Raw genomic sequence first — 25,524 nt, 5'->3', positions numbered from 1 at the left:
ATTTACCTCATAACTACCTTCATATCTATCTGTTTCATTATTATATTTTAAATATATATACTTCGAATTACCTGATATTGGCATTCTATAAAACATAAAAGCATCCTCTATTCCTGTTTCATCTGTTGCCTTTATGCTTATTTTCACTACATCTCCTACTGTTACATCTGTCTTATCTACTTTTAATGTGCTCTCATCTATTTCTGGTGCATTTGTATCTACAGTAGTTCCACTAACACTAAAATCACCCTTTGATAAGTCTTTACTATCTCCATTTTGATACAGTTCATCGTTATAAATTTCCTTTGAATATCCATTTGAATCTTTCAAATAAAAGTATTCTATCTTCCATACTCCTGATTCACTTTTATCATTTACCTCATAACTACCTTCATATCTATCTGTTTCATTATTATATTTTAAATATATATACTTCGAATTACCTGATATTGGCATTCTATAAAACATAAAAGCATCCTCTATTCCTGTTTCATCTGTTGCCTTTATGCTTATTTTTACTACATCTCCTACTGTTACGTTCTTATTATCTACTTCTAATGTACTCTCATCTATCTCTGGTGCATTTGTTTCTACCGCTGCTAGCGATTGTATTATACTAAATTGAAAACACAGTATAAATGATAAAATGATTGCTGTTACCTTTTTTATGATGTTTCTCATTACTACTCCCCCCTATTTACCCAATAATTTTTATAATATAAAAATAAAATCAATGTTTTAATAATATTGACTTCATTCCAAATTATACCATAATATTTTTGTTTTAGTATAATTTGAGATGCATAATTGCAATTCTATCTCATTCTCTTTCCAAAACAAAAAAGCATGTATCTCCCAACAAGAAAATACACGCTTTCAATCATCACTATTTATTTTTTATCAAACATCCTACACAGCCTTTTTCTTATCTTCCAATCTACCTTTGTTAGATTTATTATAAGACTTTTGTGATATATATCTTATAACAAGCCCCATTGCTATAAGGATTAATGGTCCACCATAAGTTTTAATTATTAGTAAAATTGCTTCCCTTCCACTAGATCCAACTACATAGTCAAGTCCTGCTCCCAAGAATCCTGTACAAGATAGTACTAAAGCTATCCCTGACATAGTGTATGCAAGTGCATCTGATTTAAAGAATTTAAAATCAATATCTTTGTTATTTTTTCTAAATGACATATATGCAAACATCAGGATTATATATGGTATAACAACTGTTAAAGCTGATAAGTCTGTTAACAATTTGAAAAATGCATCTATAGACTTTAGGCCAAACAGTGGTATGGCTATTAGTACTATTAATATTACACATTGAGTCCATAGTGCATTTACTAATGTTCCATCTTCTCTTTTCTTAACTAAGAAATCTGGGAATGTTCCTTTTGGAACTTCTCCAAACATAGCTCTTATTGGAGACTCCATCCATATTATATAAGCTGCTATTGATGTTACTAAGAATATTGCTGCATATATTTGAACTACTATTTTTCCATTTATTCCAAAGTTATTTGCTACTATACTGTAAACCACATAACCTGCATCTTTTATACCTGCACTTTCCAAAACATCTGGTGATGCTATTAATTGTACAGCCACAGAACCAAGTATATATGATAATGCTATAAGTATAGTTGCTATAACCATTGCTTTTGGAAATGTCTTTTTAGGATTTTGTGTTTGTTTTATATAAGTTCCTGCAACTTCTGAACCTGATACTGCAAATAGTAACCAAGAAAAAGTTGCGAAATAACTTACGTTAAATTTTGGAACAACTGTTTCCACACTAAATTCAGTTGCAGAAGGTGTTCCGTTAAAATACCCAACTACAGCCATTACTACAAATATTACTGTTGCTGCTAGGGTAAATTTTCCTCCAAAATCAGCCAACTTAGAGAATTTGCTAACTCCGATTGTTGCTATATATGTCATAGCTATACATATAAATATTGATAGTATTGGCAACAAATAAGCATTGGAATCAGTAAATACATTTCTTCCAAGTAAAGCCCATGATGCTGCTACAGGTATTCTGGAAAATACCATTTGTAGATAGAAAAGTATTCCTATAAAATAAGACCATGTACTTATAAATGCCCATTTTTCACCTATTGCTTGTTCTACCCAAGTATAAATTCCCCCATCTTTGTCTTTGTTAAAAGATGCCATTTCAGCTATAACTCCACAAAGTGGTAAAAAGTATAGTACAGATACTATCACCCATGAAGGTATAGCAGTTGCCCCTAAATATACCGCATTACTTGCTATATTAGTAAAATTAAAAGTAGGAACAAATATAAGCATTACTAATGCCCATAATTTAATTTTTTTGTTTTCTCCCATGATGTCTCTCCTCTTTAATAAATATTTCCCATATAAAAAATTTGCTTGGCTTGAATGACGTATTAGTGAAACACTTCATATGGCCAAGGAGATGTATTTTCTATCCTCTGTCAACAACCTTGTCATAGTTTGTAAGTTGGTTATTATATATTATTTATAGATTCATAAAATTCCCTTCGCTTAAGCCACTGCGTGGCCGATATGAAATTTCAGGCAACGACCTTGCTCAAAAGTTTATAAACAACGTAAGTCCAACTATTAAAAAAAGCCTTGAGCTTCACACTCAAGGCTACGTAAATACAAAAATACACTAATATGAATATAGTATATTTAGGTATATATTCTCCCTTAAATGATAGCTCACCACAAAATAATTTGTGACAGTGATACAGATATTCTCTGCATCCCCAGCCGTACAACCTTTTAGCTTCAATTATACAACTTCGGCGATACTTCCTTTCTTAGTAAATCCTCCTGCTTTTAATCATTACTAGTACTATTAACTACCGCGCCTCTATCTTTTTTATACTTCATTTAAATTTATGTTATGATTATACATTTTTAAATTAATTTTGTAAATAGATTTTAGTTATTTTAAATTTTTTTAACAAATATCCTTGCTTTTACAAATCACATCTATAAACAGAACAATTTTTTGATATAATAAATTTGTATACAGTATGAAAGAGGTTATTTATTACCCCTGGAAGAAACACCATATACATAGCTTAGAAAAATGAATTAATAGAAGATTAAATTCTATACAGTAAAAAATAATCATAAAGAAATTCTTGTATTAAAATAAGAAAGGCAATAACCAGTGTATGATACACCAGTTATTGCCTTTTTATACTCATCCAACCAAAATCATTGAAATCGCTAACTTTCAAGAATCACTATGTATTTTTATTTATAATACCTTTCATTGAACTTCTCACATCTATTTATAGTAACTGTGGCAAGACTTTGGTACATAAAAAGTTTATCCTTACTTAGACCTTTTTCCTTTGCAATTTTTTCGTCTACCCACCTAATTTGTTCTCTTTTCAACTTTTTAAATGAATTTTTATCCAAATTTGTTTTTAAATCTTTATATAAATTATTTAACATTTCATCGCTTAGTTCGTAAACTGCTTTTGCACTTTCAACATCCTTCATGTCATAAGATCTTAGAATTTTTATTAACTCTCCTTGGTATTTAAAAGTACCATTTTCCTTAGCTGCTAGATCTTTCGCCTTATCAGCTTTATTTTTATAATCACTTTTAATATTTTTAACTGTTTTACTTTCTTCTTTAGGCTGATTTTTTACTGCTTCCTTTTTTTCTTTCTTCTCTTTCTTCTCTTTTTTCTCTTTCTTTTCTTTCTTTTCTTTCTTCTCTTTTTTTTCTTCTTTTTCTGCTTTGCTAGGGTTTTGCTTAAAGTCTTCACACTTTTTCTTTAATTCTTTTGCAGCGCTTTTTATTACGTCATTTTTACTATTTATTTGTTCTATAGATGTGCAAAGCTGTATTGCAATATCATAGTGCTTTTTTTGTTTAGAATCAATTGCTTCTATTAAATTATTTGTTTGATTATAAAGTGCATATGCTTCTGCTTCATTACTTTTTTCATCCTTTGCTAAGCTAAACAATTTTTTAGCTTTATCATAATTTTCATTTGTAGCCGCTATTATTCCATCTCCTAAATGTTGATCATAGGATGAAGTATCCTCTTTTTTGATACATCCTACAACAAATAAACATAATATAGTTAATACCATTATTATTATTTTTTTCATCTACTCAGTCCCTTCTTGCTTTACAAATATTTCTATTATACCTATTAATTATATTAAATACTTTGTTGAATATCTATACATTTTTTGGAATTAATATATTATTTATAATAATCAAATACCAAAATGCAAAGGGGGTAACATTTTTGTGTACCCCTTTCAAACCATTGCTATTACTAACTTTACCCTCATATTCATTCAAGTTTATCAGCAGCGTAAATGGGGCTTAATTCCTAACATGTAAAAAAGTCTAAGAGAAAATTAAATCTCTCAGACTTCTTTATTGTATAGTATTTAAATGTTTATAAGGCGTCATCCATTCTATCATATTCCTCATCTTTTCTATGTGGTATTAAGCTTCCTATAATACCTCCTACGATTGCAGGAATAATCCAGTTAAATCCTAAACCACTAAGTGGTAATTTATTTATAAATGCAATTTCAAAGCCCATGCTATTTGCTACTGTAAGAATACTTACAAGTAGTGCCACATATGTTGCTCCTTTAAATGCATTATCATTTTTAATTTTATGACCAAATAAAGTCATCATTACTAAAACTATTGTTGCAGGGTAAATAATTGATAATATTGGTGCTGAGAATTTTATTATAGTACTTACACCAAAGTTAGATACTATTGCACTAAATATACATACAACAATAACTATAGTTTCATATTTTAGAGCACCTTTAGTTATTTTAGTAAAGTATTGGGCTGTTGCTGATACAAGTCCTATAGCTGTTGTTAAACATGCTAGTCCAACAATTACTGCTAGTACTACTTTTCCTGGTTTTCCTAATAATTGCTCTGTTATACCAACTATTAGAGAAGTCTGGTTTATGTCTGCTGGGTTAACTCCTGCATATTGATGTGCAACAGTTGAACCTAAATATGTTAGACCTCCATATACTATAACTAAAGCTACTGCTGCTACAAGTCCAGCTTTCATAGTTAATTTTATCTTTTGTGATTCTTCAGTATATCCCTTTTGAGAAAGAGAAATAATTACAACTGCAGATAATGCTATTGCTCCCAGTGGATCCATTGTTTGATATCCCTGAGATATCCCTTCTGCGAATATATTGCTTATTACTGGTGCTTCGTTTAAATCACCAAGTGGTGATACTACACCCATTATTATTAAAAATATTAATGCTATTAACAAAGCTGGCGTTAAATATTGTCCTATGATGTCTACAACTTTAGATGGTTTGATTGTAAGTATAAGTGTTAAACCAAAGAATATAACTGAGAATATAATTGGGTTGAATCCACTAAAAATTGGTTGCATTCCCATTTCAAATGTTGTTGCACCTGTTCTAGGTATTGCTAAAAGTGGTCCTAAGCAAATCATTATTGCTGTTGCTAAAATAAGAGATAAGGTTTTTCCAGATCGTCCCAGTACGGCATTTATATCTCCTTGGCATTTAGCTGCTGCCAATATTGCAAGTAATGCTAATCCAACGTCTGCAATAATAAAACCTGTAAATCCAGTCATCCATCCACTACCACTTACTACACCAAGGTATGGCGGGAAGATTAAATTACCTGCTCCAAAAAACATTGCAAATAGTGCAAATCCAACTACGATGATGTCTTTGTTCTGCCTTTTCATGTTAAAGCCCCCTTAAAAAAGTTCATTTATTTAATTAAAAAAATTATACAGTTATTTGTTTGAAACGTCTATAATTTCTGAATTTTTTAACATATTTTTATCATTAGGAGCGATATTTAACATTAATTTAACCATTATTATAAAAAGCATAATACTATTTATTACCAATGAAGGGTGCATTTTTATTAAAGCGCCCCTTCAAATCATTCATATTACTTATTTCTACATACCAACCACTATTTTTGTAGAAATTTCATCCAAGTTTTTGTTTACAACGTCGTGTAAGTACATTTCGCCACCAAGTTTTTCATTAAGTTCTATCATTTCTTTGCATCTTTCATGGAAATCATGTAAACTACATTCTTTTTTACTACTCATTACAATATGTACAACACACTCTGGAAACTTTGTCCTCATTTCTTTTATAAATTCCATTCTTTCTTCACTATATAATTCCATATCTTCATAGAAGTAAATGATTTTTTTACCACAAGCTTTGAACACACTATTTATGTCCTTTTCATCAAAACCTATTATGGTTTTTTCTTCATCTTCTAAATTCCCTAAAAAATATTGCAGAGTTTTTTCAGCAGTATCAAAATTTCCCTCGCCCATACAACATAGTCTATAATCGTTTTCTAGGTAAGAAAATTTTTCCCCTATTCTTATCTCTTTTAACATATTTTTAATCTCCTTATAATTTATAGTGCTAATGTTATTATATCACTTCTAAAAAATGCCGCAAATTTTTGTATAAATCATAGCGTAATATAAATTTATTTAGTATTGTAGTTGTCTATACTATCTAGCCATACATCATAGTCGGATACACTAAAGAGCATATCTAAGTTTTCTTTGGCAAATAACTCTTTTATAAGGTTCTTTTTCCTCTCATTATTACATGTTCTTATGTTAAATAGCATATGAGGTTTTCCTCTATTTAAACCACTGTAATGAACTGAAATCCATAAGTCTTTTAGTTCTATACCATTGCTAGTAAGGTACTCTATAATAGTACGTCTATAAATATTTAAAAATTCTATTTCTTTTTCATTGTTTGTTTCTGGCACTAGTTCAAATCCAAAAGATTTATTAGTTGAATTTACATTATCTTCAACTCTGCCCTTTGTATTTTGCGGTTGTGGGTTTTCTACATACTTTGTACCAAAAGAGAATATACCAAACAAAGCAACTACAATTATAATTCCAATTATCATCTCTTTGCTCATTTTATTATCCTCCTGTAATCAAAACTTCTGATTTTCTCTTTAATTTTGCTGTATTTATTTATTTTGCTAGATTTATAAACAATTATTCTCCCAAAATATTTTATACAATGTTTTAAAATTTAAAACTAGCAAACTAAAAGGAGCTATTGCTAATCCCCATTTGCAATAGCACCTTTCATTTGCCGTTCATGTACTTCCCCTTGGTTCAACTTGACCCCTAAATTTCATATTTTTTTAGCTAAAAATGAATCTGACTTGTAATCCCCATACATCATTAATAATTCATCAATGGCCTTTTGTAATCCCCATAATTAGTTACTACTAGTACTTTAAATATATTATTGTACAAATATTAGAAACCCCCATAACTAATATGTACATTATTAATATATTTTTTTAAAACTTATTAGTAACTATAAAAAAATAATAATCAATTTTTTATAGTTTTTCCATAATTTTGTACCCAGAAACAATATTTTGCACCCAAATACCATTTTGTGGTAAAATTTATATGAAGTTTTCTAATTATTATGGGGGTAATATGAGAATAGCTATTATAGACGATTTAACAAAAGATAGAACTGATGTGAAAAACATAGTAAATGAGTTCTTTTCATCCAGGTTTACAAGAGAAAATAATATGGGTTTAAAAATTCATGAGTTTGAAAATGGGGAAGATTTCTTATCAGTTTTTAAACCGAATTATTATGACATTATAATTTTAGACATATACATGAAAAATATTACAGGAATGGAAATTGCCAGAAGGATTTTCAATATGGATAAATCTTGTAATATAATTTTTTTGACTACAAGTAGTGACCATGTATTTGATAGTTTTGAAGTTAAAGCAGTGTTCTACATTATAAAACCTATTACACTTAACAAGGAAAAACTATTTACTGCTCTTGATTATTGTTTGGAAAATTTAAAATTGGACACATCTTCTTTAGACGTAATCATTAACAAAAAAACAGTAAATTTACTTTTTTCTAATATTATGTTTGTAGATTGTGAGCGCAGAATCAGTAAATTTCATATGATCAATACTACTCTTGTTTCCAACAAAAGTTTAAGTACTTACTCAGAGATCTTACTTAGTGATAAAAGGTTTATTGAATGTTTCAGGGGTATAGTTGTAAATATGGATTATATAGATAGGATAGAAAATGATGATTTTGTGTTAACAAATGGAGAAATCCTCCCAATTAGCAAACGTAGAAAATCTACTATTAAAGATCTTTATTTTGAATATTTTTTAAAGAAAAGAGGCGTCTAGCATATGAATGCTTTCATAGGTGCTATATCAATATCTATGTGCCAGATTCCAGGAATTATTATAAGATACTTGCCATTTCATAGTGATATAGATACAAAAAAAAGAAAATTGCTCTTTGCCACCTATTTAATATATTTTATAATAGAAACTGTTTTACTTTTTCTAATAATTAATAAATATGATATGAGCATATTCACTTTTAAAAAAGCTATTATACGCGGAGCTATTATATTTGTACTTATAAATTGTGTAATAATTAAATCAAGATTTTTTCAGCATATGTTTGTTGCAGCTATGCAATCAATTTATTCTTTATTTTTGCATACTATAATAGCTTTTATTCAATCTCACTTTTTTTCAGGTGAATCAATTTACTATCAATTATTGTTACAATCCATACTATATATATTACTATTTACAATTGCTATTTGTCCTCTTATTAAAGTTTTAAAAGGTACTTTTATGATTTATATGAAAGAGGAAAACTCACATTATTGGAATATATTATGGGTTGTACCATTTTGTCTTTTTTTTAGCGATGCAATGATAACTATGAACAATCAATGGATAAATAGCGTTAATCAACTGCTATCACGTTTACTAATAGTTATTGCTTGTTTTGCCGTGTTTAAATGCACTAGTATTGATTTTTCAGAAAAGAAAAATAAAGCTGACATTCTTCACAATAATCAGCTCCTTAAGCTTCAGGTTTCTGACTTAAATAATCGCTTACAGGATATTGAAAAAAATAAGGAAAGTTTAAACATACTTAGACACGATATGAGACACAGGCTCTACTTAATAAAAACCATGTTAGATGAAGGTAATTACGACGAAATTAAAAATATTATTGATAATATTGATAACAATCTAAGGGAAACTAAAATCATTTCATTTTGTAAAAACCCTATTATTGATGCTTCTTTATCTGCTTATATTGAAAAGGCAATTGAAAAAGACATTAAGGTAATTACAAAAATAGATATTCCTTGTGAATTAAATATTGATACTACAGACCTGGCCGTTGTTATTTTAAACCTTATGGAAAATGCTCTTCATGCAAGTTTAAAACAAAAATCTAGAGAAGATAAGATTATTGAAATAAGCTCAAAATACTCAAATAAAACTTTAGCATTTAGAATAAGAAACAGGTATGATGGAAAAGTGACTTTTGGCAAAGATAATCTTCCTGTAACATCTTCTTTGGGCCATGGTGTAGGTATGCGCTCTGTAAACGCCTTTACGAAAAAGTATAATTCTAGCTTATCTTGTACCTATGAAAATGGCTGGTTTTCTACTATTTTATTTATAAATAACTGCTAAACAAAAATTCACTTCCCTTAAACCACTAGGTGGGCGCCACACTTCATATCGCCAACGAGATGCCTTTGAGCTACGTGTTGGCGAATCCTTTTGCTGCCGCTTTGAGCCACTGGGTGGGCCCTATGAAATTTTAGGCAACCACCTTGCTCAAAAACACATTATGTATATTTATAGGATTTTTTGACTTATTTTTTAATTATCATTCATTTCTTTCATAATTTTGAATATTTATTTTTTATTCACTCATGCAATTGTGCTATAATTTAATATATACTAATCTAATTATTAACAATACATATTTCCAAAATATATTAAATACATTTCACAATACCAATACTCATGGGGGGATCTATATATGAAGTTACAAGAAAGATATTCCATAGGTGAAGTGGAGAAAATTTGTAATATTCCTATAAAAACTTTACGTTACTATGATTCCATAAAATTAGTAATACCTTCTTTTAGGGATTCAGAAAGTAATTATAGATATTATAGTAAAGAACAAATGGTTACAATTTGTATCGTTCGCAAACTTAGAATGCTAGGATTTGGACTAAAGGAAATTCATAATATTATAAATGATAATAAAGCCCATATTTTAGAAGAAAGTGTTGATTCGAAATTAGTCGAAATTTCCGGGGAAATAAAAAAACTACAACAAAAGTATACAGAGGGCTGTACCTTTTCTCAAAGATTGAAAAAGGGCGTTGATTTTCTATCTTTGTACTCAAAAGACGAGGTTGAATCAAAAGGTATAACTATTGAGGAAATTCCTCCGTCTTACTTATTTTATACTAGAAAAGTTATGAAAAATTATTCAAACAAGGATGTTTCCTTAGAAAGATGGGTTGAGCTTATAAATTTATCTAATAAAATAAATATAGAAAATAAAGGTTCAATCCTTGTTACTTATTATTCAAATCCTTTAGAACAGTTTTTATACAAAGATATTGAGATTGAATTTGGTATGTATTTGGACGCTCCTATTGAATCTTGCAATTGTAAGAAGTTTGGTGGATTTACAGCAGCAACTACTGTTCATGTGGGAGATTATTCAAATATAATAAATACACATATAAAAATGATTCAGTATCTTAATAAAAATGGATACAATATTAATGGTAATATTTCTGAAGAGTTTATTATATCTCCTTTTGATGTAAACAACCCAAATGAACATGTGACAAAGATAATAATTCCTATAGAAAAGGTATAGCTCAAAAAAATCACTTCGTTCATATCGCCAACGAGATGCCTTTGAGCAACGTGTTGGCGAATCATTTTGCTACCGCTTTAAGCCACTGTGTGGGCGCTATGAAATTTCAGGCAACCCCGTTGCTCAAAAAGAGAAGTATATCATTTTGTTAAATGAATACTTCTCTTTTATTTAATCTATTATAAATAGTATAAGGGAAATCTATATTACACCTTCTTCTTTTAATGCTTTTACTTCTTCTTCACTTAGGCCAAATACTTCTGCGTTGTGTTGGCCAAGAAGAGGGGCTGGTGTGTCTACACTACCTGGAGTTTCGGAAAGTTTCATTACGCATCCTTGGAAATATTGATCTCCTGCAGTTGGATGTTCACAGTGTACCATCATCTCACGTGCTTGAATATGTGGATGTTCAATAGCTTCCTTAACATTTAAGATAGGTCCACATGGTATTCCTGCTTTGTCCATAATGTCTTCCATTTCTTTTTTAGTATAATCCTTACACCACTGACCAATTAAATTTTGTAAATCTGGAACGTAATTTTTACAACGTAAATCATTTGTTGTAAATCTTTCATCTTCCAATAACTCTTCATGATTTATTATTTTACAGAATTTTTCGAAAAGTCTGTCGTTACCAACTCCTACAGCAACAAATCCATCCTTACATTCAAATACATCAAATGGTGCTATTGAAGGATCTATATTTCCATTACGCTCTGGTATAATTCCTCCCACTGTATAGTTAACAAGGGCATTTTCAAGTAAACTAAATATTGTATCTATCATTGCTACGTCCACAAGTTGTCCCTGGCCAGTTTTTTCTTTATTATAAAGTGCCATTAATAAACCAACTGTTAAATAAATTCCAGCAACGTGGTCTGCAATAGATGGTCCAACTTTTACTGGATTAGTTTCTTTGTAACCAGTAAGGTTTATCATTCCACCCATGGCTTGTGCCACTATGTCATAACAAGCTCTATGAGATATAGGACTGTTTTGCCCAAATCCTGAACCTGATGCATATATTATAGAAGGATTTACTTTTTTTACAGATTCATAATCTATTCCAAGTCTTTTTGTAACTCCTCCTTTGTAGTTTTCTACAACTACGTCTGCATCTTTAACTAAGTCATAAAACATTTTTTTACCTTTTTCTGATTTAAGGTTAAGAGTAACACCTTTTTTATTACGATTTACATAGCAGTAAAAACCACTTTCTCCACTTTTTTCATCTATTGGACCCCATTCACGACATTGATCCCCATTAACAGGTTCTATTTTTATAACATCTGCACCATAGTCAGCTAAAATCATTGTACAAAACGGTCCATTTAATGCGGATGTAAGGTCTACAACTTTTAATCCTTCCAGTGCTTTTTTCATGATTATTACTCTCCTTTACCTCATATTTTAAAAAGTTTCATAAACAAATTGTCCTACTGTAGATAGTACTGGCTCTGGAAGTACATCTATAGAACTTGGGAATGGTGGGTCTTTAGGTACTTCTATAACTTTAAAAGCTCTTACTTCAATTAGTGCTTTGTTTCCTTCTATTTTTTTAGCTCTTGCTATATATTCCATATAGTCTCCTGCTTGAGATGGTGTATATAAACGTATTTTTTTAACTTCTACACAATGACCTGTATTTCCAAACACCTTAGCCATTAGTCTTACTGCTGTATCGTTCATAAGAGTAATATTTCTTGCTCCATTTATTAATCCACCAAGATAAAAAACATCTCTATTTGACATTCTATAACGAAATGTTACTGTCTGTTGTTCATTCATATCCTAACTCCCCTTTTCATATTATTTTTATTTAAATTTAGAACTTATATTTCAGCTTCTGCTTCCTCTGGAAAATCATCAAGTGGGAACCATGGATCTGTAACTAATCCTTCTGGTTGTTCTCCACGTTGTAAGTGTTTTTTAACTACTAAACGTACATATCCTTCTGTACAAAGTACTGGCTCATCAAACCAGATCATCTCACCTTTTTTACAATCTGTTTTTCCTTCACGAAATGCTGGTGTAGCAAGTTTATAAACTTCTATTTTACAGTCACGAGAAGAATTTCCAATTTTCACTAATGTCGCTTTGTAATCTACCATATCTCCCACATAAACATCTTTGTAACATTTTACATCGTGATATCCTAAGCAAAGTGACTCATCACCATCACATAAAATCATTTCCTCTGTTTCAACGTCACCTATAAAATCAAACTGACGTCCAATTGATATTAACCCATCTGGATTAGCTGCATCTGCAGTTGTCATGTTATAACTTAAATAAGATACTTTTCTCATAATAACTCCTCCAAATAATTTTTTTAACTAGCAACATCTTCTATCTTTGCTTTCTTGCATATAATTATTAAACTTCCAATAATAACAACTGCCATCGTCCATGGAAACCATGCAAGCTTCTCTGATGATAGAGGAAGTGCCTCATAGAACTTGTTTAAAAAACCTAAATTTATATTTAATTTAATTCCATAAGCGTAAATTGTATCAATAGCACCAAATATTAATGCTGTTATCATTGCATAAGAACATACTTTTAATTTTCTTTCGTCTTGGTTGTTTGGTACAAGAGCATAATATATTACAAGTACTATTGCTGCTGGGTATATTCCATCAAGTATTGGTCCTAAAAATGCAAGGATTGATGAAAGTCCCATACAACCAAATATTGTACTAAGTACTAATATTGAAATAGATGCCTTCTTGTAATCAACTTTTCCCTGTGTTGTGTCTACGAAAAATTCTGCACATCCAGAAGTCATTCCTATTGCAGTAGTAAGAGCTGCAAAGAACAGTGCTATTGAGAATAATATTCCACCAGCCTTTCCAAGTAACTGTGTGGAAACTTCAGTATAAAGAGCTGTATAAGTTAAATCTATCTGGCCTCCTGTTGAAGCACCTATTAGCATATGACATAGATGTGTAATAGTTAAAAGTGTAATACCTATTATGCCTACTCTAATAATATTTTTGCTCATACGCTTTTCTGAAACTCCCTTTTCTTTTAGTGAGTTTAATATAACCACACCAAATATTAGGGCACAAAGTATTTCCGCTGTTGCATATCCATTAGTAAAACCATAGGAGAAGGCTGAACCTTCATAAGTTTTTGCTACTGGTGTTGATATTGGATCTATAAGTCCTTTTCCTACAACTATAATTACTATAATAAGAAGTAGTGGAAATAAAATTTGAGAAATACGATCCATTGTTTTTCCTGGACTAATTAAAAACACATAAGTTACTATATAAAACAGTATTGTAAATATAATAAGAGGTAACTTAGCTTGTGGATTTAGTCCAAAGGCTTGAACTACTGAGTCCCATGCTGCTGCACTCATACGAGGTATAGCGTATAGGGGACCTAGTATAACAATTGTTAGTACAGTATAAAATTTTCCTAACTTTTTACCTAAAACACGATTTGCAATTTTACTATAACTACCATTTCCTCGTGATAATGCAATATACGCAAGTAGTGTAAGTAACAATGATGTAATAAATGCTCCAGCAAATGCTATTAATACAGAAGAACCACTTTCTCTTCCCCAGTTCATTGGCCAAACCATACTGGATGCTCCAAAGTGCATAGAAAACAATGCTCCGCCCATCATAAATAAAGCTGGTAGTTTCAAATCTCCATTTTTGTTTAAATTATTCATTATATCCTCCATAAATCTAATATTCAAATATTAAAGCTACAAAGGTATTTAATATGGATTTGCAATTAGATAACTAGTGTCACATATCTACCCTCATACATCTATTGCTTACTTATTTATTTATTGTTTTTAACTTCTTTTATGTTTTCTATCATCATTGGAACAATTTTAAATAAATCTCCACTTATACCAAAGTCAGCACAGTCAAATATTGGTGCTTTTTCATCTTTGTTTATTGCGATAATCAATTCTGAGTCTTGCATACCTGCTTTGTGTTGAATAGCACCTGATATACCTAAAGCTACATATACTTTTGGGTGAACTGTTTTTCCTGTTTGCCCTACTTGGTGATCTGCTGATAACCAGCCAGAATCTACAACAGCACGGCTACCTCCTACAACTCCTCCACCAAAAGCATCTGCAAGTTCCTTAGCAAGTTGTATTCCTTTTTCAATATCCTTGCTAATTCCACGTCCTACAGAAACAATCACCTCTGCTCCTATAAGGTCCACTATTTGTTTAGCTTCTTTTACAACTTCCAAAACCTTTGTTTGTAAGTCATCTTCACAAAGGCTAACTGGATATGTTTCCACTTCACAAGCTTTTGCTTTTTCTTCACTAAACTCACCTTTTTTCATAACACCTGGTCTAACTGTTGACATACAAGGTCTAAATCTAGGACATATTATTGTAGCCATTAAGTGACCACCAAAGGCAGGTCTTGTCATTTTTAAGTTTGTATCTTCCATTTTGAATTTTGTCTTTGACAAATCTAGTGTGGAAGATGTTTTTATAAAATCAACATAATTATTCATTTCTATATCTAAGTGTGTACAGTCTGCTGTAAGCCCTGTGTGTAGTCTAGCTGCACATCTTGGTGCCAAATCTCTTCCTATATTAGATGCACCGATCAGTACAACTTCTGGTTTTTTGTCCATTACCACATCACAAAATACCTTTGTATATGCATCTGTAGTATATTCTTTAAGATTTTCATCATCACAAATAATTACTTTGTCTGCTCCATAACCGCCAAGTTCTTTTCCAAGATGAGCTATATTATGTCCAAGGATTACTCCTATAAGTTTTGAACCTCTTTCATCAGCTAGCTTACGTCCTTCACTTATTAACTCAAAATTCGTGTTCATCATCTGTCCATGACGTTGTTCACAAAATACCCAAATATCTTTAAATTCTTCTATACAAGAACTATTGAACTTCATATTTGATTGTCTCCTTTCACAATTAAATAACATGTAGTTTTTCTAATTTACTAGTTAACTGGGCTACTGTTTCTCTACTATCACCTTCAAGCATTATTCCCACTCCCTTTTGTGGTGGTGTAAATGACTTAAATATATTAGTAGGTGAACCTTTTAGACCTATAGTATCAATATCAATTAATGGTTCCTCTTTTAATGCTTCAAAATCTAAAACAGTAAGTGGTTTTTTGTAACATTCCATAATTCCGTTTATAGTCATATAACGAGGCAATATATTGTCTTCTTTAACACATGTTATAAGACAAGGAGTCTTAACTTCTACCATCATATATCCATCTTCAAGCATACGTTTTATAGTTAATTTTTTTTCTTCTTTTTTTATTGTTGCTGCATAAGTAACTTGTGGAATATTTAGTTTTTCTGCAATTTGTGGGCCTACTTGTGCCGTATCTCCATCTATTGCTTGACGTCCACAAAAGATTATATCCTCATCACTTATGCCTAAGTGAGTAATTGCTGCTGCAATAATTTGTGATGTGGCAAAAGTATCAGAACCACCAAATTCACGAGAAGATATAAGTACTCCGTCATCTGCACCCATGGCAAGTATTTCTCTAAGCATTTTTTCTGCTTGAGGAGGTCCCATTGTTATTGCTGTTACCTGACATCCTAATTTATCTTTTATTTTAAGTGCTTGTTCTATAGCTATCATGTCATCTGGATTTATAATAGTAGACATGGAACCACGGTTAAGTGTTCCATCTGGGTTAACTGCTACTTTTCCAGATGTATCTGGTACTTGTTTAACACAAACATAAATTCTCATTGTTTTATACACTCCTTCTTCCTTATTTCATAACTGCTCTTGCTATAACTACCTTGTGAATTTCAGAAGTACCTTCATAAATTTCAGTAATTTTAGCATCACGATACATTCTTTCAAGTGGATAGTCTTTCATATAACCATATCCACCATGAATTTGGAGTGCCAAATTCGTTACAAAACGTGCATTTTCTGCAGCATTTAATTTACACATAGCCGCCTCTGTTGTGTGAGGTTTATCCGCATCTTTTAGATATGCTGCAAAGTATACAAGTGCCTTGGCTGCTTCTGTTTTAGTAGCCATGTCAGCTATATACCACTGAATTCCTTGTAAAGCTCCTATAGGTTTTCCAAATTGCACACGTTCTTTTGTATATTTAACTGATAATTCTAAAGCTCCCTCAGCCACACCTACTCCTTGTGCACCTGTTCCTATACGAGCACCATCAAGAGCTTGCATTGCTATTTTAAATCCTTGACCTTCTTTTCCTAGAAGGTTAGACGCTGGAACTCTACAATCTTCAAATATTAACTCAGCAGTTTCAGAACCACTTAGTCCCATTTTTGACTCTACTTTACCAATACTAAATCCTGGAGTACCTTTTTCAACTATTATTGCTGACATTCCCTTAAGTCCCTTTTCTGGCTGAGTAAGAGCAAATATTAGTAATATATCTGCACGGCTACCACCAGAGATAAAACACTTAGTACCGTTTAAAACATACTCATTTGTCCCAGGATCAAGTATTGCTGTAGTCTTTGCAGCACCTGCATCTGAACCTGCATTTGGTTCTGTCAGAGCAAAGGCTCCCAAAGATCCACCCTTAGTAAGTCTTGGTAGGAATTTTTGTTTTTGCTCTTCATTTCCAAATTTATAAATGGCATGAGGTGCAATTAAATGGATAGATAGTATTGCTGCAGAAGACATACATTTCTTTGCAAATTCAGAAACTGCTAATACCTCTTCCAAGGCACCGCCACCTGATCCACCATACTCTTTTGGAACACCTATACCCGTAAATCCTATATCAGCCATTTTCTTGAAATTATCAACTGGAAAAGTATGATCAATATCAACATCAGCTGCAACTGGCTCTAACACATCTTGTGCAAACTGTCCAGCTAGCCTTTTTATCATTTCCTGTTCTCTAGTTAATGAAAAATCCATATGTTATTTCATCCTTTCTTTTATCTATTCTCTATATACATTCTTGGCTTTGCTTTGCCTTGCCTCAAATTACTATCTTAATTAAGTTATATCTTATATAGCAACTGTACTGTCAACGAAGTAAAAGCACCTAATTTCAACATGTTTGTACTATTTATAAAAAACTCTCCCCCTACTGTACCTCTTATATGGATGAAAGTTTTACATATTTTACTTATAAAAATAAGGCAATTTCATATTTTGTACCAAAAAAAAACATGATTCTTTGGTAGAGTTTTTTTGAAAAAAGCCCTTAATTTTATATAAATCCTTCATGAAATCTTTTATAAAAAAGCAGATTAAATCTTATTGAAACGCCTATTCATTTTTATAAAGAGTTTAAGCACTATAGTTCTTCCACTAAAATAGAAAATAAAGATAGTAGATTGAAACAAGATTTCTCAATTAAACTTACAATAGTGTCTATTTTTCCCATAACAAAACAGCCTCCTATAATGATTAAGCATTATCATTATAGGAGGCTGTTGAATTTTATTATTTATAGAGTTTTTTACACACTGTATTGCTATAGAAAATTGAAATTACTATAAAGCACAATTTAAATTCTCGTTATAATAATTATAACTCCTACTTTTTATCATAATATAATATTTAATAAATTTATCTAATAATTAGATTTAGTTTAATGAAGGGGTATTTAGCTTAATCTAATAGGTCTTATTCTATCACTACAAACTGTTGTAATAGTCATTCTTAGATGAAAGCTCTATTAATTTATATTATAAATAGTGATCTAACCCATTGTCCAATATTGTTGCATACGAAATCCTGGACCAATTTGAGTATTACTATTTAGACCTGATAATATTTTATTATTACAGTAGTACTTAAATACTTGTTTTTTACCTCCTACAGGTACAACATTGCATGTAAGTGATGATCTGGTATTACTTCCAACACTTGATACATAAGACCCACTACTAGTCGATTTTGATACTGTATAACCAGTTCCTTTAGTAAAATTTGATATTGATATAGTAGATTTTATTGATTTATTTTTATCACTAGAAGCGCTAACTGTTAATTTTATTTTGATATTACCTGAAAACACTTTTTTACCACCTTTAGATACTGATATTGGATAAGTCTTAGTTACAGGATATTCATATCTTACATTAAAAGTAACCGCATTACTGACACCAATGTTTAATCTAGAATTTACTGCTTGAGCTTGTAGCACCTCAACGGCTTCTTCTCCAGTTAAACCTTTTACTTCTGTAGTAGGCACTCCTATAACCGTCGTATATTCCCCATCTTCTATAACTGTTTCCCCATTAGAAGTAGCACCATAATTTATATCATCTTCTTCATTAGCATAGGCATTTACTAATGAATTTGATATTGACAAACACCCTATAATGCTAAGTATCATAAATGTAGATATTATTTTCTTTATTTTTTTCATGCTTACTATTTTTCCCCCTTTGTTAGTATTAGTTTAATTGTCCCATTTGAATTGACAATTTCGCCTTTTTTTAAATCAACTTCTTTTCCCACCATATCATTTATGTTTGTAAATACTGCATCTGGATTATCTTTATCTCCAATTACTGTAGTATAGTTATCATCATCAGATGTTTGTTCTTTAGCTTCCACCTTATAAGTCCCCTCTGGTATGTCAGTTCCAACTTCAAAAGTCTTTCCTTGCTCCAATACATAAACTTTTTCTTTAGAACAACCCAAAGTAGTGAATAGCACTACTAAAATCATAACTGCTAATAAATTAAACTTTTTCATAACTTTCTATCCCCCCCTCTACTTTTCAAATTATAATATTTTTATATAATATTATAATTTAATAATAGCACAAGGATGTATCATTCGTAATATATATTTTTATATAAAAAATATATATTACGAATGATACATCTCCACATTACATCCAAAAGGTAGACTTGCAATAGATTATATATGATCAAAGTTCATATTATAAACTATAGAAAGTTCAATAATAATCCCATTTATTTTGTTAAATACACCTTGTGTTGCCAATCCTATTAATAAAATTGTGAGCATTGAAAGATCAATTAACATTTCTTAGGCCTCTAGAAATAAAATTTCATTTCCCTAATCATCTAAGGTCGGCTATATTTTAGTGCCTATTAACATAGGAAATGTTTCTATACAACCACCTACCAAATATCACTTAATCCACATAGAATATAAATAATATAATATTATCTTAAAAAAGGCGCTGTTATTAATACTAAACTTTCTTTCATTATTCATATTTAGCGAGAATGTGTATCACAAGTACCAAACTTCAACTAAAATTCACAACCTATAACAATTAGGACCTTTATTATAAATAATTGTAATATTCCTTTAGTTATTGAAAAAGTTTTTTTTATTTAGTTCACCATATAGGACACATACCACAACTATATCCAGATGAACATCTAACCCTACGCATCTTTCTATTATTGCTTCCATACTTCTTTCCATAATGAAATTTAAAGCGAAATTATAACAACTGCCATTAAAAATATCCTACCCATGCTTTTAGCAAAACGCCTTGTTCTTATCAATTACTATCCCTAATTTCCTTGGTCAAATAAAAAATTCGCTTCGCTTAAGCCACTGCGTGGGCGCTATGAAATTTCAGGCAACGACCTTGCTCAAAAATACATTTTTTACATTCCCTAAATGACTTGATATAACTTGATTCCAGAGTTTATCAACAGCGTAAATTTAACTATAATTTCCTTAAATGTAAAAAAAGAGTCATACCAAGCAGTTAAACTACTTGATGCGACTCTTTTAATTTATTTGAGTATTACATAACTATTTCTTTTTCTTTTCCATCTCTAAACATTATTTCGCCTTTGCCTATTGCTCCAACTGGACATACTAGACTACATAAGTGACATCCAACACACTTATCTTTGTTTAAAGATATTTCTCTAGTTTCTTCGTTGTATGTATATGCTTGATGTCCTCCATCAAAACAAGATACATAACATCTTCCACATCCTAAACATTTATCTTCATCTATTTCTGGATAAATAACAAATGTACGATCTATATCTTCAGCAGGTATTATGTTGCTATTTGCCATACCTACTAAGTCTTGTAATTTGTCTATTCCTCTTTCTTCCATAAAGTATGATAATCCACTTATCATATCTTCAACTATTCTGTATCCATATTGCATTACAGCAGTTGTAACTTGTAAGTTACTTGCTCCTAATAATATGAACTCTAATGCGTCTTTCCAAGTTTCTATTCCACCTATACCACTTATTGGAACATTTTTCAATTTATCATTTGTTCTCATTTGTTGTATAAATCTTAATGCTATAGGTTTAACAGCTTTTCCTGAATAACCAGATATAGAAGATTTACCATTAACTATTGGTAATCCTATCATTTTATCAAAATCTATACCAGTTATTGATTTTATAGTATTTATAGCAGATATACCTGCTGCTCCACCTTCCATAGATGCTATTGCTGGTATGTTCATATCACCTATATTTGGTGTCATTTTTGCTAGTATTGGTAATTTAGATCCTCTAGCTACTGCTTCACAGTATCTTTTAACTAATTCTGGGTTTTGACCAACATCAGATCCCATTGCATGACTAGTCATTTGAGGACATGAGAAGTTACATTCTATCATATCTGCTCCAGCTTCTGTAACTAATCTAGCTAATTCTTCCCATTCTTTTTCGTTTTCACCCATTATAGATGCAACGATAACTTTTGTAGGATAATTAGTTTTTAACATTTTTAAAGCTTCTAAACTTTCTTCTAGTGGATGTTCAGAAATTTGTTCCATATTTTTAAATCCAACAAACTCAGTACTTTCTTTTCTTAAAGCGTCAAATCTTGGAGAACAATCTGTTGGTATGAAGAAACCAAGAGTTTTAAATACAACTCCACCCCATCCAGTTTCTAAAGCCTTAGCACACATTTCATAACAGTTATCTACAGGTGAAGAAGATAGAAAAAATGGATTTTCACACTTAACACCACAAAATTCAATTGATAAATCTTTTTTAAACATTATTTGCCCACCTTTCTTTATTTAGGGATATTAATTATATTTTTTATTAGCATTTTTGCGAACATGTGTTATTTACATATTCAATAACTTTATTAGCTGCTTCTTTACCACTCTTTATTGCATAAACAACAGTTTTATCACTAGAAACCACGTCTCCAGCTGCAAATATTCCTTTTGAAGCATCTACTAAGTCTTCTATATTTCTTTCACTTTCTTGACTTATTGCTAATATATACTGATCACATTTCATTGTAATTGTTGTATCATTACCTAAACTTTCAAAAGTGGCTTTTTCAACTTTTGAATTTCCTTCTATACTAACTGGTTTGAATTTTACAAACATATTTACACCAGCTTCTTTTGTTTCAACTTTTTCATCTATGTATGCTGGCATTTCATTTTCAGTTCTTCTGTATAATATATTTACGTTTTCTGCTCCTCTTAATTTTGCAGTTCTAGCAACGTCCATGGCAACGTCTCCACCACCAATTACTATAACGTTTTTACCTGCATATAAGTTTTGTGGATCTTCTTTAACTCTTCTTAAATAGTCAACACCTATTTCCACATTTTCTAAATTCATTCCATCTATATTTAATGTTTTACCTTTGTGAAGTCCACATGCCCATATAACAGCATCAAAACCTTCACTTAGTAAATCATTTGGATTTTCTACTTTAGTATTGTTTTTAAATTCAACACCTAATTCTTTTACTTGATTTATTTCATGGTCAACTAATTCTTGTGATAATCTATCACTTGGTATTCCATATGATAAGTAACCACCTAATTTTTCATCTCTTTCGTAAACAGTTACATTACATCCTTCTTTTACCAATTCCAATGCTGCTGCAAGACCAGCTGGTCCAGATCCAACTACAGCAACTTTCTTGTCACCTTGTTTTCTTTCTCTTAACAACGGAACATTTAATGTTTTATCTAATTCCATTAAATATTCTTGAAGCATTTTTATTTTTATTGGTGTTTTTAGGTCAACTCTGCTACAAGCTCCTTCACAATATGCCTTTGATGGACATACCTTAGAACAAACTCCACCTAAAACATTGTTAGCTTTTATTGTTTCAATAGCCCCTTTTGGATTTTCAAATCTTAATGATCTTATAAATTTTGCTGGATCTGTTCCAGCTGGACAAGCTTTAGAACATGGTGCATCATGACATAGTAGACATCTAGAAGCCTCTTCACGTATTACTAATTCAAAATTCTTATCTGTTTTTTTATTTTGATCCATTTTTATTTTCCTTTCTAAACTATTTTTATTTTAAGCCACAATAAGGCTTTGTTGCATTCGTACATATACCTATACCTAACATATACCTATTTGCCTTACCCTTAACCCAATTGTTAATACTTCTTTTTGTTGTACTCCTTTCTTTAAGAACAAGGACTTTAATGTAAACGTTTACATTACGTTTATACTTAAGTTATAATTCCATTTTTTGTTAATGTCAACAAGAAAATGATTTTTTTGTTATTTTTTTGTTAAAGTTTTTTTGGGCCTAAATTAAAAAGGTGCCATATAATCCCTTATACAGCACCCTTTTAATATATTAATTTTCATCATAAATTTGTAATTTATTTGTAGGACAAATATGAACGCAAAGGCCACAACCTATGCATTTAAGTTTATCAATTTTTATTTTATTATTAACAGCTTCTATTGCATTTTCCAAACAATATTCAATACATAAATTACAATCTTCCTTGCAAGATTTGTCATCACATTTACATGTCATAGGTTGCAAAGATAATTCATCTAAAGGTTTTATCTGCTCTAAAGCCTTTCCACGTATTTCATCTATTGAGCTGATTTTTTTATCTGTACACCATTTTTCCAAATCATTTTCTATTTTTCCAATTATACTATCTCCATTTAACATAAGAGCTGTACCAATTTGTACTGCTGATGCGCCCAGCATCATATACTCTATTACATTTTCATAGTTTTCTACTCCTCCTACACCACAAATAGGAATATCAACTGATTGAGCAATAGATGCTACACTTGCCAAAGCAATTGGTCTAATAGGTGCTCCAGAATATCCACCATAGGTTGGTAGTAGGGGAACTCCTTTTTCAATATTTACACCTAAAATACATCTTATAGTATTTATGGCACTTATTCCACTTGCTCCAGCATTTTTTGCTGCTTTTGATACTTCACTTATATTATTTACATGTTGAGATAACTTTACCATAACTGGTATTTTAACATTTTCCACCACATGTTTTACTATGTCGTAAACAAAATTTTGATCAGAACAAGGAACTTCTACTCCTTCGCCTAAAGGACTTGATAAAGATATCTCAATGGCATCTGCACCATACTTTTCTAGTTTTTTTGCTAAATATGTAACTTCTGATGGTGAGTGACCTGAAATACTTGTAATAACAACTCCCCCATCACTTTTGGCTATCTTTAACTCTTCTTTCCATCTTTCCAATTGAAAACGACTATAAAATCTTATATTTTGCAATCCTTGACCATTGTATGCTACTTGTTCACTTATCTTCGAATATGGATCACTTACTATGGTTTCTGTAATTACAGCTCCTGCCCCAGCTTTTAAATTATTTCTTAATTTTTTCCCATCCCCATTCCAAGGGCCAGCTGAAACAATAATTGGATTTTTTAGTTTTAATCCCATGAAGTTCGTCTCTAACATAATTAAAATATCTCCCCTATTCTATTACCATATCCACATGATTTGCGTATTTTAATCTTTGTTTCTAGCATTATCTCTTGAGTAAAACTATCTTCAGACTCTTGGTTATTAATAATATCTATTAATAATCTAGCTCCCAAAACACCTTGCTTATGTAGAGGATTTATTACTGTTGTTAATTTTGATTCAATCATTCTAGAAAGCTGAATATTATCAAACCCTATAACAGCTATATCCTCTGGTACTTTTATATCGTTATCTCTTAACGCTGCCATTGATGCAAAAGCAAAAATATCATTTGCAGCAAAAATTGCTCTTGGAGGATTTTTTAGCTTAAGCAACTTCTTAGTTAGTAAATACCCTTCATCTAGAGATATTTGAGAATGTAGAATATAATTATTTTCAATATTAATATTACTATTCTTCAAAGCTCTCTTAAAACCCTCTAATCTTAGAGCGTTTTCTCTCTTTTCTTTTGGACCGTTTATTATAGCTATTTTATCATATCCAATGTCAATCAAATGCTTTGTAGCTTTGTAACTTGCTTTTTCATAATCAATTTTTACTGTATCAATCTCTTTACAAGCATTACTTTCCCCTATAGACACTATTGGAATTCCTTTGGATTTAATTGAAAGTAACTTCTTACGGCTTATTGAACTTGAAATAATTATTAGCCCATCAGTATTTCTTTTGATTAAGCTGTCTATACTCTCTTCTTCTTTTTGACAATTATAGGAACCATCACAAATAACTGTGATATAGCCACTTTCTGACATAATATCCTCAATACCTTTTATAATTTCCATGTAACTTGGATTTAATATGTCAGGAACAATTATTCCAATTGTTTCTGCTTTACCTATGTTCATACCTCTAGCAAACCAATTGGGTGTATAGTGACATTCATCTATAACAGCCTGAACTTTCTCCCTCGTTGCTTTTGCAACTGTTTCTGGATGATTTTGCACCCTGGATACAGTTGCTACTGATACACCAGCTTTTTTTGCAATTTCACGTATATCCATAATTTACCTTCCCCAACTATTTTATAATCTTTGATTCA

General features: G+C 30.8%; 23 protein-coding genes and 1 riboswitch. Of the genes, 3 read left to right on the top strand and 20 right to left on the bottom strand.

Going from position 1 to position 25,524, the window contains the following annotated elements; all coding sequences use genetic code 11:
• The 6 genes from K0040_RS11195 to K0040_RS11170 form a co-directional block, all read right to left on the bottom strand.
• Positions 1-681 (bottom strand): hypothetical protein (locus K0040_RS11195; protein ID WP_228108888.1); only part of this gene is annotated, 681 nt, incomplete at its 3' end.
• 228 nt (positions 682-909) lie between these two features.
• On the bottom strand, positions 910-2,361 hold the full coding sequence (locus tag K0040_RS11190) for an amino acid permease (protein ID WP_228108887.1): 1,452 nt from the start codon (positions 2,359-2,361) through the stop codon (positions 910-912).
• Positions 2,362-2,709: 348 nt separating this feature from the next.
• Positions 2,710-2,886: riboswitch (Lysine riboswitch) on the bottom strand.
• 381 nt (positions 2,887-3,267) lie between these two features.
• The gene (locus K0040_RS11185; RefSeq protein ID WP_228108886.1) at positions 3,268-4,140 is read right to left on the bottom strand and encodes a lysozyme inhibitor LprI family protein; all 873 of its coding nucleotides are present in this window, start codon (positions 4,138-4,140) and stop codon (positions 3,268-3,270) included.
• Positions 4,141-4,439: 299 nt separating this feature from the next.
• A complete protein-coding gene (brnQ, locus tag K0040_RS11180) occupies positions 4,440-5,753 on the bottom strand; it encodes a branched-chain amino acid transport system II carrier protein (RefSeq protein ID WP_228108885.1) in 1,314 nt (437 codons plus the stop codon).
• 222 nt (positions 5,754-5,975) lie between these two features.
• Entirely contained in the window at positions 5,976-6,434 is a 459-nt protein-coding gene (locus K0040_RS11175; RefSeq protein ID WP_228108884.1) for a hypothetical protein, read from the bottom strand.
• Positions 6,435-6,529: 95 nt separating this feature from the next.
• Complete coding sequence (locus K0040_RS11170; RefSeq protein WP_228108883.1) at positions 6,530-6,982, bottom strand: hypothetical protein; 453 nt, start codon at positions 6,980-6,982, stop codon at positions 6,530-6,532.
• A 541-nt stretch (positions 6,983-7,523) separates the two neighbouring features.
• Here K0040_RS11170 and K0040_RS11165 point away from each other — a divergent pair.
• From K0040_RS11165 to K0040_RS11155, 3 genes are all read left to right on the top strand, one after another.
• Complete coding sequence (locus tag K0040_RS11165) at positions 7,524-8,261, top strand: LytR/AlgR family response regulator transcription factor (protein ID WP_228108882.1); 738 nt, start codon at positions 7,524-7,526, stop codon at positions 8,259-8,261.
• Positions 8,262-8,264: 3 nt separating this feature from the next.
• Complete coding sequence (locus tag K0040_RS11160) at positions 8,265-9,584, top strand: sensor histidine kinase (RefSeq protein ID WP_228108881.1); 1,320 nt, start codon at positions 8,265-8,267, stop codon at positions 9,582-9,584.
• 355 nt (positions 9,585-9,939) lie between these two features.
• Complete coding sequence (locus tag K0040_RS11155) at positions 9,940-10,800, top strand: MerR family transcriptional regulator (RefSeq protein WP_228108880.1); 861 nt, start codon at positions 9,940-9,942, stop codon at positions 10,798-10,800.
• Positions 10,801-11,001: 201 nt separating this feature from the next.
• Here K0040_RS11155 and K0040_RS11150 read toward each other — a convergent pair whose 3' ends face one another.
• The 14 genes from K0040_RS11150 to K0040_RS11090 all read right to left on the bottom strand — a co-directional run bounded on the left by K0040_RS11150 (position 11,002) and on the right by K0040_RS11090 (position 25,486).
• Positions 11,002-12,183, bottom strand: a complete 1,182-nt coding sequence (locus tag K0040_RS11150; RefSeq protein ID WP_228108879.1) for a CaiB/BaiF CoA transferase family protein — start codon at positions 12,181-12,183, stop codon at positions 11,002-11,004.
• Positions 12,184-12,210: 27 nt separating this feature from the next.
• On the bottom strand, positions 12,211-12,588 hold the full coding sequence (locus tag K0040_RS11145; RefSeq protein ID WP_228108878.1) for an acyl-CoA hydrolase: 378 nt from the start codon (positions 12,586-12,588) through the stop codon (positions 12,211-12,213).
• 44 nt (positions 12,589-12,632) lie between these two features.
• The gene (locus K0040_RS11140; protein WP_228108877.1) at positions 12,633-13,109 is read right to left on the bottom strand and encodes a beta-alanyl-CoA:ammonia lyase; all 477 of its coding nucleotides are present in this window, start codon (positions 13,107-13,109) and stop codon (positions 12,633-12,635) included.
• Positions 13,110-13,132: 23 nt separating this feature from the next.
• Entirely contained in the window at positions 13,133-14,488 is a 1,356-nt protein-coding gene (brnQ, locus tag K0040_RS11135; protein WP_228108876.1) for a branched-chain amino acid transport system II carrier protein, read from the bottom strand.
• A 116-nt stretch (positions 14,489-14,604) separates the two neighbouring features.
• Positions 14,605-15,711, bottom strand: a complete 1,107-nt coding sequence (acrA, locus tag K0040_RS11130; protein ID WP_228108875.1) for an acryloyl-CoA reductase electron transfer subunit beta — start codon at positions 15,709-15,711, stop codon at positions 14,605-14,607.
• 22 nt (positions 15,712-15,733) lie between these two features.
• Positions 15,734-16,537, bottom strand: a complete 804-nt coding sequence (gene acrB / locus K0040_RS11125) for an acryloyl-CoA reductase electron transfer subunit gamma (RefSeq protein WP_228108874.1) — start codon at positions 16,535-16,537, stop codon at positions 15,734-15,736.
• A gap of 22 nt (positions 16,538-16,559) precedes the next feature.
• Positions 16,560-17,702: an acryloyl-CoA reductase gene (acrC, locus tag K0040_RS11120; protein WP_228108873.1), complete on the bottom strand. Its 1,143-nt coding sequence runs from the start codon at positions 17,700-17,702 to the stop codon at positions 16,560-16,562.
• A gap of 793 nt (positions 17,703-18,495) precedes the next feature.
• A complete protein-coding gene (locus tag K0040_RS11115) occupies positions 18,496-19,167 on the bottom strand; it encodes a hypothetical protein (RefSeq protein ID WP_228108872.1) in 672 nt (223 codons plus the stop codon).
• A 5-nt stretch (positions 19,168-19,172) separates the two neighbouring features.
• The gene (locus tag K0040_RS11110) at positions 19,173-19,499 is read right to left on the bottom strand and encodes a hypothetical protein (protein WP_228108871.1); all 327 of its coding nucleotides are present in this window, start codon (positions 19,497-19,499) and stop codon (positions 19,173-19,175) included.
• Between the two features lie 168 nt (positions 19,500-19,667).
• Entirely contained in the window at positions 19,668-19,796 is a 129-nt protein-coding gene (locus K0040_RS20705) for a hypothetical protein (RefSeq protein WP_265588869.1), read from the bottom strand.
• Positions 19,797-20,538: 742 nt separating this feature from the next.
• Positions 20,539-21,771: an NAD-dependent dihydropyrimidine dehydrogenase subunit PreA gene (gene preA, locus K0040_RS11105; protein WP_228108870.1), complete on the bottom strand. Its 1,233-nt coding sequence runs from the start codon at positions 21,769-21,771 to the stop codon at positions 20,539-20,541.
• Positions 21,772-21,817: 46 nt separating this feature from the next.
• Positions 21,818-23,023 (bottom strand): FAD-dependent oxidoreductase, encoded by a 1,206-nt coding sequence (locus K0040_RS11100; protein WP_228108869.1) that lies wholly within the window; start codon positions 23,021-23,023, stop codon positions 21,818-21,820.
• A gap of 319 nt (positions 23,024-23,342) precedes the next feature.
• Positions 23,343-24,458, bottom strand: a complete 1,116-nt coding sequence (locus tag K0040_RS11095; RefSeq protein WP_228108868.1) for a nitronate monooxygenase — start codon at positions 24,456-24,458, stop codon at positions 23,343-23,345.
• 2 nt (positions 24,459-24,460) lie between these two features.
• Positions 24,461-25,486, bottom strand: a complete 1,026-nt coding sequence (locus K0040_RS11090; RefSeq protein ID WP_228108867.1) for a LacI family DNA-binding transcriptional regulator — start codon at positions 25,484-25,486, stop codon at positions 24,461-24,463.
• Positions 25,487-25,524: the final 38 nt, after the last annotated feature.

It is taken from the genome of Terrisporobacter petrolearius (genome assembly GCF_020748185.1).
GTDB lineage: Bacteria > Bacillota > Clostridia > Peptostreptococcales > Peptostreptococcaceae > Terrisporobacter > Terrisporobacter petrolearius.
The sequence above is the reverse complement of the archived record's forward strand: the minus strand, read 5'-3'. Positions and strand labels throughout refer to the sequence as shown.